The organism is Pseudomonas sp. PDM26 (assembly GCF_019219185.1).
Classification (GTDB): Bacteria; Pseudomonadota; Gammaproteobacteria; order Pseudomonadales; family Pseudomonadaceae; genus Aquipseudomonas.
Map to the genome: position 1 here is coordinate 135588 of NZ_JAHUWC010000004.1, position 14229 is coordinate 149816.

Genomic DNA, 14229 nt, shown 5'->3' on the forward strand with positions numbered 1-14229 from the left:
GGTCAGGCATGCCGGGAGTTTTCTTATTACTTCACCTGGGTGGTGGCGAAGTTATTCGTGGTGAGGGGACTAATGTGATAGCCCTCTACGTTGTTGCGCATTGCGGTAAACATTCTAGTGTGCGCCAAACTGATCCACGGCTGGTCCTGGTTGAAAATAACCTGGGCCTGCTCGTACAGGGCTGCACGCTCGGCCGGGTCGGTTTTTTCCCGGGCCTGATCGATCAGGGCCTGGAACTTGTCATTGCACCAGCGTGCGTAGTTTTCGCCGTTCTTGGCCGCCTCACAACTGAGCATAGGCGTCAGGAAGTTATCCGGATCGCCGTTATCGCCCGCCCATCCGGCGGAAACCATGTCGTGCTCGCCGTTTTTCGCACGCTTGAGCATTTCGCCCCATTCCATCACGCGAATGTCGATCTTGATCCCGACCTTGGCCAGGTCGGCCTGCATCATCTGCGCACCGAGCATCGGGTTCGGGTTGGTTGCACCGCCTCCGTTGCGGGTGAACAGGGTGAAGGTGGTGCCTTCCGGTACGCCGGCTTCCTTGAGCAGGGCACGGGCCTTCTCCAGGTCACGGGCCGGGTTCTTCAGTGTGTGGTTGTAGCCCAGCAGGGTGTCCGGGAACGGGTTTACGGCGGCTGTTGCATTGCCCTTGCCGAACAGCGCGTTGACAGCCGCTTCCTTGTCGAAGGCGATGTCGATGGCTTTACGCACCCGTACATCGCTCAGGTACTTGTGCGTGGTGTTGATGGCGATGTAGGCGACGGTCATCGCATTCAGCTCATCGACTTTCAGCTTGTCGTCTTTCTTGATGCTCGGAATGTCATCCGGTTTCGGATACAGCGCGACCTGGCACTCGTTTGCCTTGAGCTTCTGCAGGCGCACGTTGTTGTCGGTGGCGATGGCCAGGATCAGCGCATCAGCCGGAGGCTTGCCGCGGAAGTAGTCCGGGTTGGCCTTGAAGCGAACCTGGGCGTCCTTGTTGTAACGCTGGAAGACAAACGGGCCGGTGCCGACCGGCTTGTTGTTCAGTTCACCGGTCTTGTTCGCCTTGAGCAACTGGTCGGCATACTCGGCGGAATAGATCGAGGAGAACGCCATGGCGAGGTCGGCCAGGAACGGTGCTTCAGGACGGGTCAGGGTGAACTTGACCGTGTTGTCGTCGACTTTCTCGACGCTCTTGAGCAGCTCCTTGAAGCCCATGCTTTCAAAGTACGGGAAGCCCACGCTCGACAGTTTGTGCCACGGATGATTCGGGTCCAGCTGGCGCTGGAAGCTCCAGACCACGTCGTCGGCATTCATGTCGCGGGTCGGCTTGAAGTATTCGGTGGTGTGGAACTTGACGCCTTTGCGCAGATGGAACGTGTAGCTCAGGCCGTCTTCGCTGATGTCCCAGGACTCAGCCAGTGCCGGAATCACGTCGGTGGTGCCGGGCTTGAAGTCTGCCAGGCGATTGAAGATGGTTTCGGCCACCGCATCGGCTGTGACTGCAGTCGTGTACTGGACCATGTCGAAGCCTTCGGGGCTGTTTTCGGTACAAACCACCAGGGGTTTGGCCGAGACACCGACAGCGACACTGAGCAACGCAGCCGCGATGGCCGCACGTAGGGGAAGCATTTTCATCAAGAACCCTCTGCAATCGGTTAAAGGACAAAAGCCGAACCGCCGATTCGTCATTGAATCAGCTGTTCGGCAGCGGTATTACAGGATGTTGAACGGAACCGTGGTCACGAGGCGGAACTCGTTGATGCTGCCGTCAGCCTGGTTTTCGCTGGCACGGTGAGCGGTGTAGGTGCCGCGGATCGTGGTGGCCTTGAGCGGGCCGCTCTGCACGGCGTAGGTTGCGCCGATGCCGTATTCATAGTGGTGTTCGCCATCCTGGGACTGGATGCCGTCGTAACCCTTGCCGGCCACGCCGCCATTGCCGGTGTAGTGAGTACCGTCGATACCCCAGCCGCGAGCCTGGTAGATGTTGAACTTCAGGCCTGGCACGCCGTATTCGGCCATGTTCAGACCGTAGGCAACCTGGAACGATTTTTCGTTCGGGCCGTTGAAGTCCGACAGCAGGGAGTTGGCCAGGTAGATGCCGTTGGTTTCGTGCAGGTAGTCGAAGTACTCGTTACCGTTCACTTCCTGGTACGAGAGGGTCAGGGTATGGGCCTGGTGGGTCAGGCCGAACGACAGCGAGTAGGTGTCGTTGTCGATATCGCCGATCAGGGCTTTACCGGTTTCCTTGGTTTTGTAGTAGTTCAGGCCGGTGGTCAGGCTCAGTGCCTGGCTGTCGCCCAGAACGTGAGAGGCGCCGAAGTAGTACTGGTTCCAGATGTCTTCAGCCTGGGTCGCCCAGAGGCTGGTGGTCAGGCTGGCAAATGGGGTGTAGGTGATACCGCCAGTGTGAACGTGGTCGGTTTCGACGATGCCGTTGGCGTATTCGGTGCGGAATTTGCGCAGGCTTTCTTCGGTACGCGGTGAGTTGCGGTCGAAGGTGGCCAGGTCGAAGGCCAGGTTGTTCAGTTCTTCGCTGTGGAGGGCCACGCCCTGGAAGCTCGAAGGCAGTGCACGGTTACCGATCACGTCGACCATCGGGCTGCTGAAGTTCATGCGGCCGGCGGTCAGGGTGCTGTTGGAGACACGGGCCTTGACGTTGGCCAGGCCCAGTTTGCTCCACTGGCCTTGAGCGTCACCGCCCTCTTTGGTCAGGGTGCGGTTGTTGCCCGCGCCTGAACGACTGCCCGGTGCGCCGCCGTTGTTGGACGCCAGGTCTTTGCGGTCCCGGTCCAGGGCGATGGCGTTGTACGCCGCCACTTCAGTGCTGAAGCCTACGGTGCCTTCGGTGAAGCCCGAGTTGTACTTGAGGATGGTGCCCTGGACCCAGTTGATCCGGCGATCGGTCGGGGTCGAAACGCCATTCTTCTTGTAGGCGAACTTGCCACCGCGATGCAGTTGCTCATTGGCGTACCAGTTACGCGTGGTGCCGGTGATCGACTGGCCTTCGACGAAACCGGTGGCTTCGCTTTGGGCGCTTTTCTCGTTCACGGTAACCGGGGTGAAAGCCTGGCTTTGGGTTTCTGCGTAAGCCGTGGCGGTTACGCTGCTTATGGCCAAGGCCAATAACGCGCTGCTGCTCAGTTTCATGGGTAAAGCTCCTTACTTTCTTTTTTTATGCCGGTCTTTTTTTGTGATCCGGCTATTGGTTTTGAACTCATTCACGGCTTCGCAAACGTTTGCTGTTGGCAAAATTGGCGAAAGACGGCAAAGCGTCTGCGTGAGGGCGGAAAATCCGCCCCCTGGCATTTCTGGCTAATCGGTTATTTTTCTATGCTGACACCCGAGAAAACATTGCGGCCGAACGGGCTCACCTTGAACCCTTCGATTTTGGCGCTCAGCGGCTGGTTGACCGTTGAGTGGGCGACTGGCGTGATCGGCACTTGCTGCTTGAGCAACTGCTGCGCCTGTTTGTAGAGCACGGTGCGCTGGTCGCGGTCGGTGACGACCTTGGCCTGCTTGATCAGCTTGTCGTAGGCCGGATCACACCACATCGAGTAGTTGTTGCCGCCAATGGCGTCGCAGCTGTAGAGCGTGCCCAGCCAGTTGTCCGGATCACCGTTGTCACCGGTCCAGCCGATCAGGCTGATGTCGTGTTCGCCATTCTTGGTGCGCTTGATGTACTCGCCCCACTCATAGCTGACGATCTTCACCTTGAGGCCGATCTTCGCCCAGTCAGCCTGGAGCATCTCGGCCATCAACTTGGCGTTGGGGTTGTACGGACGCTGGACCGGCATGGCCCAGAGGGTGATTTCAGTGCCTTCCTTGACGCCGGCAGCCTTGAGCAGTTCCTTGGCTTTTTCCGGGTTGTAGGCGGCGTCCTTGATGGTCTCGTCGTAGGACCATTGGGTCGGCGGCATGGCGTTGACCGCCAGTTGCCCCGCGCCCTGGTAGACGGCATTGAGAATGCCTTGCTTGTTCACCGCCATGTCCAGCGCCTGGCGCACTTCGAGCTGGTCGAACGGCTTGTGGCGCACGTTGTAGGCGATGTAGCCGAGGTTGAAACCAGGCTTCTCGATCAGTTGCAGGGCCGGGTCGTTCTTCAGCGCGGTCACATCGGCAGGGCGCGGGTGCAGGGTGATCTGGCACTCGCCGGCCTTGAGTTTCTGCACGCGCACCGAGGCGTCGGTGTTGATGGCGAAAATCAGGTTGTCGAGCCTGACCCGGCTCGGGTCCCAGTAATGCTTGTTGCCGGTGTAACGGATGTTCGAGTCTTTCTGGTAGCTCTTGAACACGAACGGCCCGGTGCCGATCGGCTTCTGGTTGATGTCGCTCGGCTTGCCTTCTGCCAGCAGCTTGTCGGCGTACTCGGCGGAGAGGATCGCGGCGAAGCTCATGGCGATGTTCTGGATGAACGCGGCGTCCACGCTGTTGAGCGTCATGACCACGGTCAGCGGCCCGGTCTTTTCGACCTTGGCGATGTTCTTGTTCAGGCTCATGCCGTTGAAGTACGGAAACTCTGTCGGATAAGCCTTACGGAAAGGTTGTTGCGGATCGAGCATGCGATTGAACGTGAACAGCACGTCATCGGCATTGAAATCGCGGGTCGGCGTGAAGTACTTGGTGGTATGAAACTTCACCCCTTCGCGCAGGTGAAAGGTGTATTTGAGGCCGTCCTCGGAAATATCCCAGCTCGTGGCCAGGCCCGGTACGACGTTGGTCGCGCCTTTTTCAAACTCTGCCAACCGGTTGTACAGCGGTTCGGCGGCGTCGTTGTCGGTCGCAGTGGTGTACTGCGCCGTGTCGAAACCGGCGGGGCTGCCTTCGGAGCAGAACACCAGGCTGTTGTTGGCGGCCTGGCTGATGGAAGTGGCGGCCAACAGGCCGGTGCCCAGCAATGCGGATAAAATCAAGGTATGGCGCATAACGCTTCCTTTTCTCTCAAAGTGTTGTCAATGAGCCGTCGTCCCGTCCGCGGACGTAGGGGCATCATTGACTTCAAGCCATGCACGCAGCAGTAACCGATGACCCACGCATGCACTGGTCGGATCCCGACGGTATGAGCCATGGGTCCGGCAGTAAATGCGTAAAGTCCTAAAGGCTCGTAGGAAATGGCGACGCGTCCTCCCCCGATGCTGTAGTCAGCTGCGGATTTGGATGTAGGCAAATTCCTGCTTTCTCGGTAGATAAAGCTACGGCGACGTCAGAAACGTCGCCGTAGCAATGCCTTACTTGCTGACGCTGACGCCGTAGAAGGAGTTCAAGCCAAATGGGCTGATCTTGAAGTCCTGCACGTTGGCGCGCATGGGTTGGAACACCGTCGAGTGAGCGATAGGTGTCATAGGCACAGCATCTTTGAGCACGTGTTGCGCTTGTTTATAGAGCTCGGTGCGCTTGCTTTGGTCTGAGGTGCGCTTGGCTTGCTTGACGATGTCGTCAAACTTCTTGTCGCACCATTTGGAGAAGTTGTTGCCTTCCAGCGAGTCGCAGCCGAACAGCACGTTCAGCCAGTTGTCCGGATCACCATTGTCACCGCTCCAGCCAATCAGCATCGCCTGGTTCTCGCCACCTTTGGAACGCTTGATGTACTCGCCCCACTCGTAGCTCTGGATCTTGACCTTGAGGCCGATCTTGGACCAGTCGGATTGCAGCATTTCTGCCATCAGTTTGGCGTTCGGGTTGTAAGGACGCTGTACCGGCATCGCCCAGAGAACGATTTCGGTGCCCTCTTTGACGCCGGCTTCCTTGAGCAGCGCTTTGGCTTTCTCAGGGTTGTAAGGTGCGTCCTTGATGGTGGTGTCGTAGGACCACTGGGTTGGCGGCATGGCGTTGACGGCCAGTTGGCCTGCGCCCTGGTACACGGAGTCGATGATCTGTTGCTTGTTGACCGCCATGTCCATTGCCTGGCGTACCTTCAGGTCAGCCAGCGGGTTCGCGTCGGTTTGTCCCTTGACCTTGGGCATCACGTTGTAGGCGATGTAACCCAGGTTGAAACCAGCCTGGTCAGGCAGCTTCAGGGTTTTGTCTTCACGCAGCGCCTTCAGGTCGGCCGGACGAGGGAACAGGGTGACCTGGCACTCGTTCTTCTTCAGCTTCTGGATACGTACCGACGGGTCGGTGGTGATGGCGAAGATCAGGTTGTCGATCTTCACGTCGTCAGGCTTCCAGTAGTCCTTGTTCCCGGTGTAGCGGATGTTGGAGTCTTTCTGGTAGCTCTTGAATACGAAGGGGCCGGTACCGACCGGCTTCTGGTTGATGTCGGCAGCCTTGCCTTCCTTGAGCAGCTGGGCAGCGTACTCGGCGGACTGGATCGAGGCGAAGCTCATGGCCATGTTCTGGATGAACGCGGCATCAACGTCTTTGAGAGTGAACTTGACGGTTTTGTCGTCGACTTTATCGATCTTGGTGATGTTGGTATCCATCCCCATGTCGGTGAAGTACGGGAATTCGGTCGGGTAGGCTTTGCGGAACGGATCATCCTTGTTAATCATGCGATTAAAGGTGAACAGCACGTCGTCGGCGTTGAATTCACGAGTCGGCTTGAAATACGGGGTGGTGTGGAACTTGACGCCTTCACGCAAGTGGAAGGTGTAGGTCAGGCCGTCATCGGAGACGTCCCAACTGGTTGCCAGACCAGGAATAACGGCGGTGCCGCCGCGCTCGAACTGCGTCAGGCGGTTGAACATGGTTTCTGCAGAGGCGTCGAAGTCGGTTCCGGTGGTGTATTGACCTGGATCGAAACCGGCCGGGCTCCCTTCGGAGCAGAACACCAGGTTAGTCGCTGCTTGGGCGAACGGTGCGCTGGCTAGCAAGCTTGCGCCAACTAAAAACGGAATGACCGCGTGTTTAAGCATGGTGGCCTCATGATTTGTTGTCATTTTTGGAATTAGAGGACGACCTCGTGAGTCGTGCCTGCGGATACTTATGCAGGGGCCATACCCAATGCAAGATCCAGAGTGACTACAAGCCTGAAACGGTGGTACGAACGTACCTTAATGTCGCATTTGTATAAAACTCGCCGCATTTAACCGTTTGCGCGGCATTTTCACGGTGCAAACGACGCACTTTCACGGTGCGTCCTGAACGCAGGGTGCTCCCGATCAGGGCGAGGTGTTACTTATTTATACCCCGTTTTGTGAGGTGGGTATGGCGTAAATAAGAGTGGTTATTGTTGCACCGATAGTGGCCAATCAATCTCAGTTGCACCCGGTGCAACTGTCGGCTTTTCTCAGTGGGCTCTTCAGTTATAGCTCATGCCTGAAAATAGCTTCTGAATAAAAAAAGGCGATCATGTGAGTGATCGCCGTTTTTTATTCAGAGGCTATCGATTCAAGGCATCAGCACTTCAATCGATCCATCGGCGGTCATGCTGACCTGGCTGGTGCCGGCTTCAACATCTGGCGTCACCGGTGCGGCGTCCATGGCGGCGGCTTTCATCATCATCGGCGCGCGCAGGTAAGGCTGTGGATAACCGTTGCTGTTGAGGTTCAGGTTGACGATTTTGTAGCTCTTGCCGCCGAGGGCGTCGGTGGCCAGTTGGGCGCGGGCCTTGAAGGCGGTCACGGCGTCCTTGAGCAAGGCGTCTTCGCTGGCTTTGCGGGTCGGGGTGGCGATGGCGAAGTCCATGCCGCCCATTTTCAGGTCGGTGAGCAGTTCGCCGGTCAGCTTCGACAGCGCGGCGAAGTCCGAGCTTTCCAGGCGCAATTCGGCACGCTCGCGCCAGCCGGTGATTTTCTGGCCCTTGGTATCGTAGATCGGGTAGCTGTTGCGGCTGCCCTGACGCAGGGTGATGTCCTTGACTTTCCTGGCCTGGGCCAGCGCCTTGTTCATTGCAGTGCTGACGTCGGCGGCGAGTTTGGCCGGGTCGCTGTCCTGTTCTTCGGTGTAGAGGGTCACGATCATCAAGTCGCGGGCCACTTCCTGACTGACTTCGGCGCGCAGGGAAATCTGGTTGTAATGCAGCTCGTCGGCGGCCAGGGCCGGGAGGCTGGCGACGGTGCCAACACTCAGGGCGAGGAGGGCGGCGCTGCGGCGGAATCTGTACATGAAGGCTCCTTGAAAGGTGCGCAGGGGTATGGTCCGGGCCTGCGTGAAACCATCAGACTCTAGCTTTTAAGTTCCGGTTCGCACAGATACAACTTCTATACAGATGGTGCGCAGGTGGCTCTGTGGCGAGGGGGCTTGCCCCCTCGCCACAGGGTTCTCTGCGCGCCGATTATCGCTTCAGGGCTGTGGCCGTTTGCCGCACTTTTGCCTGTCAGCCCCCGCGCTTGGTTATACTCCCTGCGATCCGCCTGGAGCGCTCATCAGGAGAGCTCATGCTCGCCCCCGTTCAAATCACTTCCGCCACTCGCCAGAACCTCTGGCGGCTGACGTTCATCCGCACCTTGGTGCTCGCCGCACAGGCCGGCTCCGTGGGCCTGGCCTACTGGCTCGAATTGTTGCCGCTGCCCTGGTTTCAACTGGCTGCGACCCTCGGTTGTTCGATGCTGTTGTGCCTGTTCACGGCGATTCGCCTGCGTACCTCGTGGCCGGTGACCGAGCTCGAATACGCCGTGCAACTGGCCTGCGACCTGTTTATCCACAGCGCCTTGCTGTATTTCTCCGGTGGCTCGACCAACCCCTTCGTCTCCTATTACCTGGTGCCGCTGACCATTGCCGCGGTGACGTTGCCATGGCGTTATTCGGTGATCCTGTCGGGTATCGCACTGACGATGTACACGCTGTTGCTGGCGCAGTTCTACCCGCTGCAAACCTTCCCGATCGCTCGGGAAAACCTGCAGGTGTACGGGATGTGGTTGAGCTTTGCCCTTGCGGCTGCGGTGATCACGTTCTTCGCCGCGCGCATGGCCGAAGAGCTGCGCCGTCAGGAAGAGCTGCGCGCCATTCGTCGCGAAGAAGGCCTGCGCGATCAGCAACTGCTGGCCGTCGCCACCCAGGCCGCCGGTGCGGCCCATGAACTGGGTACGCCGCTGGCGACCATGAGTGTGCTACTCAAGGAAATGCGTCAGGACCACCATGACCCGATGTTGCAGGATGACCTGAGCGTGCTGCAGGATCAGGTCAAGTTGTGTAAAGAGACCTTGCAGCATCTGGTGCGCGCCGCCGAGGCCAATCGCCGGTTGGCGGTGGAGATGCAGGACGTTACCGATTGGCTTGATGAAGCCCTCAATCGCTGGCACCTGATGCGCCCGGAAGCCAGTTATCGCTTCCAGCGCCTCGGCCAGGGGCCGGTCCCACGCATGGCGCCGCCGCCAGACCTGACCCAGGCTTTGCTGAATCTGTTGAACAACGCCGCCGATGCCTGCCCCGAAGGGCTGCAAGTGACGCTGGACTGGGATTGGGAAAACCTCACCATCAGCATTCGTGATCATGGTGCCGGTGTGCCGCTGGCCATCGCCGAGCAAATCGGCAAACCGTTTTTTACCACCAAGGGCAAAGGCTTCGGCCTGGGCCTGTTTTTGAGCAAGGCCAGCGTGACACGCGCCGGCGGCTCAGTGAAACTCTACAGCCATGAGGAAGGCGGCACGCTCACCGAGCTGCGCCTGCCCCGTGTCGCCCGAGGAGACGAACATGAGTGAAGAGATCCAAGTCGAAGGCGAAGAACTGCCGCATTTGCTGCTGGTCGATGACGACGCCACGTTCACCCGCGTTATGGCCCGCGCCATGGCCCGCCGCGGTTTTCGTGTCAGCACTGCCGGTTCCGCCGAAGAAGGCCTGGAGCTGGCCAAGGCCGACCCGCCGGATTACGCCGCTCTGGACCTGAAGATGGACGGCGATTCCGGCCTGGTGCTGCTGCCCAAATTGCTGGAGATGGACCCGGAAATGCGCGTGGTGATCCTCACCGGATATTCGAGCATTGCCACCGCCGTCGAGGCGATCAAGCGCGGTGCCTGCAACTACCTGTGCAAGCCGGCGGACGCCGATGACGTGCTGGCGGCGCTGTTGTCCGAACACGCTGACCTCGACAGCCTGGTGCCGGAAAACCCGATGTCCGTGGACCGCCTGCAGTGGGAGCACATCCAGCGCGTGCTGACCGAGCACGAAGGCAACATCTCGGCCACCGCCCGTGCCCTGGGCATGCACCGCCGCACCCTGCAGCGCAAACTGCAGAAGCGTCCCGTTCGCCGCTGAACCTGCGCTGAACGAATGCGGGCCATATCTCGCGACAAATCGAACCGATCATCTATGATCGGTTCGTTTGTGTTCTTTTCTCTATCGAGCCTTATCCATGAATCAGAACGCTGAGTACTCCGCGGTCAACGACGCCGTGCGCGGGCAGTTTTTTCGCAAAGTGTGGGCGATGATCACGCCTTACTGGCGCAGTGAAGAGAAGGTCAAGGCCTGGACATTGCTGATCGCGGTGATTGCATTGTCGCTGATCAGCGTGGGGATCTCGGTGTGGTTCAACACCTGGTACAAGGATTTCTACAACGCCCTGCAAAAGAAGGACGAAGCGGCGTTCTGGCAACTGATCCTGTACTTCTGCGCGATTGCGGCGGTGGCGATCGTCGGTGCGGTGTATCGGCTCTACCTGACGCAGATGCTGACGATCCGCTGGCGGGCGTGGCTCACCGAAAAGCATTTCGCCCGCTGGTTGGGTGATAAAAACTACTACCAGCTGGAGCAGGGCGGTTACACCGATAACCCGGACCAGCGGATTTCCGAAGACCTCAACAATTTCACCTCCAACACCCTTGAGTTGGGGATCGGGTTGCTGCGCAATATCGTCAGCCTGGTGTCGTTCTCGATCATTCTGTGGGGCGTGTCGGGCAGCATTGAAGTATTCGGCATCACCATTCCCGGCTACATGTTCTGGTGCGTCCTGGTTTACGCCGTGGTGGGCAGTTGGCTGACGCATTTGATCGGTCGTCGCCTGATCGGCCTGAACAACCAGCAACAACGCTTCGAAGCCGACCTGCGTTTCTCCATGGTGCGAATTCGCGAAAATGCCGAAAGTATTGCGTTGTACAACGGCGAACCGAACGAAAATCGCCGCTTGAGCAGTCGCTTCGGGATGGTCTGGCATAACTACTGGGACATCATGAAGGTGTCCAAGCGCCTGACGTTCTTCACTGCAGGTTACGGTCAGGCCGCCATCATTTTCCCGTTCATGGTTGCCGCGCCGCGTTACCTCACCGGCAAGATCGAACTGGGCGAACTGATGCAAATCAGCTCGGCATTCGGTAATGTGCAGGAAAGCTTCAGCTGGTTTATCAGTGCGTACCAGAGCCTCGCTTCCTGGCGCGCCACCTGCGATCGTCTGCTGAGCTTCCACCAGGCCATGCGTGACAACGAAGAGCGTGCGCCGGCCATCGACGTACAGAATTCGGGCTCGGTGCTGAAGGTGCACAACCTCGGCCTCGACCTGGCTGAAGGTCGTCACCTGCTGACCAACGCCGACATGACCGTGGAGGAGGGCGACCGTGTGATGCTCAGCGGTCGTTCCGGCAGCGGCAAGTCGACCCTGCTGCGGGCGATGGGCCATCTGTGGCCGGCCGGCCACGGCAGTATTCGCCTGCCAGCGGCGCGTTACCTGTTCCTGCCGCAAAAACCGTATTTGCCGATTGGCACCCTGCGTGATGTTCTCAGTTATCCACAGGCTGGCGATATCTATCCGAACGAACGCTACGTGCAGGTCCTGGAAAACTGTCGCTTGCCGCACCTGACTGCCCGTCTCGACGAAGCCAACCACTGGCAGCGCATGTTGTCGCCGGGTGAGCAGCAGCGCCTGGCGTTTGCCCGTGCGCTGCTTTATGCACCGCAATGGCTGTACATGGACGAAGCGACCTCGGCGATGGACGAAGAGGACGAGGCCACGCTGTATCAGGCGCTGATCGACGAGTTGCCGGGGCTGAGCATTGTCAGCGTCGGCCATCGCAGCAGCCTGAAGCGCTTCCACCCACGGCACATTCGTATCGAGAATGGCCATCTGGTGGACCAGACCGTGACCGCCTGAACACCGCAAATCCAGTAGGAGCTGCCGCAGGCTGCGATCTTTTGATCTTGAAAAATCAAAGTCAAAAGATCGCAGCCTGCGGCAGCTCCTACAGGGGTGGTGGTGATCGTACAACCGCGTTGCGCTATGATGCGCTATCAGCAGCCGAACTTTTCGAGACAGATGTTCACCATGGAAAACCTGAACGACGTACCACGCCTCCCACGCAAGCGCCGCAGCCTCGCTCAGGAACTGGTGACGGTGCTGTCCGAGCAGATCCGCGACGGTCATCTCAAGCGTGGCGACAAGTTGCCTACCGAGTCGGCCATCATGGATGCCCATGGCGTCAGCCGCACCGTGGTGCGCGAAGCGATTTCCCGTTTGCAGGCGGCAGGGCAAGTGGAAACCCGCCACGGTATCGGCACCTTCGTGCTCGACACGCCGAGCCCGAGCGGTTTTCGTATCGACCCGGCGACCGTGGTGACCTTGCGCGACGTGCTGGCGATCCTGGAGCTGCGCATCAGCCTCGAAGTGGAGTCTGCCGGATTGGCGGCGCAACGCCGCACTCCGGAACAACTGGCCAACATGCGCGCCGCTCTCGATGCGTTGAACGAAAGCGCCGCTCATGCCAGTGACGCCGTGGCTTCGGACTTCGCCTTCCACCTCGAAATCGCGCTGTCCACCGGCAACCGCTACTTCACCGACATCATGACCCACCTGGGCACCAGCATCATTCCGCGCACACGGCTGAACTCCGCGCGCCTGGCCCATGATGACCAGCAGCACTACATGAGTCGCCTCAGCCGTGAGCACGAGGAAATCTACGACGCCATTGCCCGTCAGGATTCCGATGCGGCCCGGGCCGCCATGCGTTTGCATCTGACCAACAGCCGTGAGCGATTGCGTCATGCGCATGAAGAGGCTGAGGCGCAGCGGGTTTAGACTTACTGCCTCAGGCGACTCATCGTCTGATAAGCCGTCATCGCGAGCAGGCTCGCTCCTACAGTTGAATGCGGATGTTCACAAATCTAGTGTTCGCACGCGATTCATTGTAGGAGCGAGCCTGCTCGCGATGGGGTCTCAAGCCATACCGCCACCCCCGATCCAAACATCTATCTTCCGACAACGTATCTCTGAAGCGCTAGTTTATTCAGGCGCTTCCATCCTGCTTGCCTGCGCTAAAAGCCAATAAAACACGGGCTCGCCGTTCTTCTTGTCGAACAATTTTCACCCCCGACGATGAAATGCAGTTGACGGTTGTATTTTAAGTTGTACGATGACCTACAACTTCAGCGCGGGCTGAACGGTTTACTCACACAACGTCGCTATCCAGGGTGTTCGAATAATGAATCCACAAGAACTGAAGTCCATCCTCTCTGCCGGTCTGCTGTCTTTCCCGGTCACCGATTTCAATGCTCAGGGCGATTTCCATCGCGCGGGTTACATCAAGCGTCTCGAATGGCTGGCCCCATACGGCGCCACGGCACTGTTCGCCGCGGGCGGCACCGGTGAGTTCTTCTCTCTGGCGGCCAGCGAGTATTCGGAAATCATCAAGACCGCCGTCGACACCTGCGCCACCAGCGTGCCGATTCTGGCTGGCGTGGGCGGTTCGACCCGTCAAGCCATCGAATACGCTCAGGAAGCCGAGCGTCTGGGCGCCAAAGGTCTGTTGCTGCTGCCGCACTACCTGACCGAAGCCAGCCAGGACGGCGTTGCCGCCCACGTTGAAGCCGTGTGCAAATCGGTCAACATCGGTGTGGTGGTCTACAACCGTAACGTCTGCCGCCTGACCGCGCCGCTGCTGGAACGTCTGGCCGAGCGCTGCCCGAACCTGATCGGCTACAAGGATGGCCTGGGTGATATCGAGTTGATGGTGTCGATCCGTCGCCGCCTCGGTGATCGCTTCAGCTACCTGGGTGGCTTGCCGACCGCCGAAGTCTACGCCGCCGCCTACAAGGCCCTGGGCGTACCGGTCTACTCCTCGGCGGTGTTCAACTTCATCCCGAAAACCGCGATGGACTTCTACCACGCGATCGCTCGTGAAGATCACGCCACCGTCGGCAAGATCATCGACGACTTCTTCCTGCCGTACCTGGACATCCGTAACCGCAAGGCCGGTTATGCCGTGAGCATCGTCAAGGCCGGAGCAAAAATTGCCGGCTACGACGCAGGTCCTGTGCGCGCACCGCTGACCGATCTGACCGGCGAAGAGTACGAAATGCTCGCCGCGCTGATCGACAAGCAGGGTGCGCAGTAACACATCCGTTTAAGTAAGGCCGCTGAGCAATCAGCGGCTTTTGCGTGAGG

General features: G+C 59.0%; 10 protein-coding genes. 5 read left to right on the top strand and 5 right to left on the bottom strand.

Going from position 1 to position 14229, the window contains the following annotated elements; genetic code table 11:
* Positions 1–26 precede the first annotated feature (26 nt).
* The 5 genes from KW849_RS10075 to KW849_RS10095 all read right to left on the bottom strand — a co-directional run bounded on the left by KW849_RS10075 (position 27) and on the right by KW849_RS10095 (position 8030).
* Complete coding sequence (locus KW849_RS10075) at positions 27–1622, bottom strand: ABC transporter substrate-binding protein (protein ID WP_218429249.1); 1596 nt, start codon at positions 1620–1622, stop codon at positions 27–29.
* A 78-nt stretch (positions 1623–1700) separates the two neighbouring features.
* A complete protein-coding gene (locus KW849_RS10080) occupies positions 1701–3134 on the bottom strand; it encodes an OprD family porin (protein WP_218429251.1) in 1434 nt (477 codons plus the stop codon).
* Positions 3135–3307: 173 nt separating this feature from the next.
* A complete protein-coding gene (locus KW849_RS10085) occupies positions 3308–4909 on the bottom strand; it encodes an ABC transporter substrate-binding protein (protein ID WP_218429253.1) in 1602 nt (533 codons plus the stop codon).
* A 303-nt stretch (positions 4910–5212) separates the two neighbouring features.
* Entirely contained in the window at positions 5213–6838 is a 1626-nt protein-coding gene (locus tag KW849_RS10090; RefSeq protein WP_218429255.1) for an ABC transporter substrate-binding protein, read from the bottom strand.
* Positions 6839–7313: 475 nt separating this feature from the next.
* Positions 7314–8030, bottom strand: a complete 717-nt coding sequence (locus KW849_RS10095; RefSeq protein ID WP_218429256.1) for an SIMPL domain-containing protein — start codon at positions 8028–8030, stop codon at positions 7314–7316.
* Between the two features lie 272 nt (positions 8031–8302).
* On the opposite strand from KW849_RS10095, the gene KW849_RS10100 reads away from it, so the two are divergent.
* The 5 genes from KW849_RS10100 to kdgD all read left to right on the top strand — a co-directional run bounded on the left by KW849_RS10100 (position 8303) and on the right by kdgD (position 14179).
* Complete coding sequence (locus tag KW849_RS10100; RefSeq protein ID WP_218429257.1) at positions 8303–9565, top strand: ATP-binding protein; 1263 nt, start codon at positions 8303–8305, stop codon at positions 9563–9565.
* Positions 9558–10118, top strand: a complete 561-nt coding sequence (locus tag KW849_RS10105; RefSeq protein WP_218429259.1) for a response regulator transcription factor — start codon at positions 9558–9560, stop codon at positions 10116–10118. The genes KW849_RS10100 and KW849_RS10105 overlap by 8 nt, the downstream gene beginning before the upstream one ends.
* A gap of 97 nt (positions 10119–10215) precedes the next feature.
* A complete protein-coding gene (locus KW849_RS10110; protein WP_218429261.1) occupies positions 10216–11943 on the top strand; it encodes an ABC transporter ATP-binding protein/permease in 1728 nt (575 codons plus the stop codon).
* Positions 11944–12114: 171 nt separating this feature from the next.
* Complete coding sequence (locus tag KW849_RS10115) at positions 12115–12864, top strand: FadR/GntR family transcriptional regulator (RefSeq protein WP_218429262.1); 750 nt, start codon at positions 12115–12117, stop codon at positions 12862–12864.
* Positions 12865–13267: 403 nt separating this feature from the next.
* On the top strand, positions 13268–14179 hold the full coding sequence (gene kdgD, locus KW849_RS10120) for a 5-dehydro-4-deoxyglucarate dehydratase (RefSeq protein WP_218429263.1): 912 nt from the start codon (positions 13268–13270) through the stop codon (positions 14177–14179).
* Positions 14180–14229: the final 50 nt, after the last annotated feature.

Bases quoted from the DNA above. Each gene is read 5' to 3' on its own strand.
- KW849_RS10075 (WP_218429249.1), bottom strand. From the start codon at position 1,622: ATGAAAATGCTTCCCCTACGTGCGGCCATCGCGGCTGCGTTGCTCAGT.
- KW849_RS10080 (WP_218429251.1), bottom strand. From the start codon at position 3,134: ATGAAACTGAGCAGCAGCGCGTTATTGGCCTTGGCCATAAGCAGCGTA.
- KW849_RS10085 (WP_218429253.1), bottom strand. From the start codon at position 4,909: ATGCGCCATACCTTGATTTTATCCGCATTGCTGGGCACCGGCCTGTTG.
- KW849_RS10090 (WP_218429255.1), bottom strand. From the start codon at position 6,838: ATGCTTAAACACGCGGTCATTCCGTTTTTAGTTGGCGCAAGCTTGCTA.
- KW849_RS10095 (WP_218429256.1), bottom strand. From the start codon at position 8,030: ATGTACAGATTCCGCCGCAGCGCCGCCCTCCTCGCCCTGAGTGTTGGC.
- KW849_RS10100 (WP_218429257.1), top strand. From the start codon at position 8,303: ATGCTCGCCCCCGTTCAAATCACTTCCGCCACTCGCCAGAACCTCTGG.
- KW849_RS10105 (WP_218429259.1), top strand. From the start codon at position 9,558: ATGAGTGAAGAGATCCAAGTCGAAGGCGAAGAACTGCCGCATTTGCTG.
- KW849_RS10110 (WP_218429261.1), top strand. From the start codon at position 10,216: ATGAATCAGAACGCTGAGTACTCCGCGGTCAACGACGCCGTGCGCGGG.
- KW849_RS10115 (WP_218429262.1), top strand. From the start codon at position 12,115: ATGGAAAACCTGAACGACGTACCACGCCTCCCACGCAAGCGCCGCAGC.
- kdgD (WP_218429263.1), top strand. From the start codon at position 13,268: ATGAATCCACAAGAACTGAAGTCCATCCTCTCTGCCGGTCTGCTGTCT.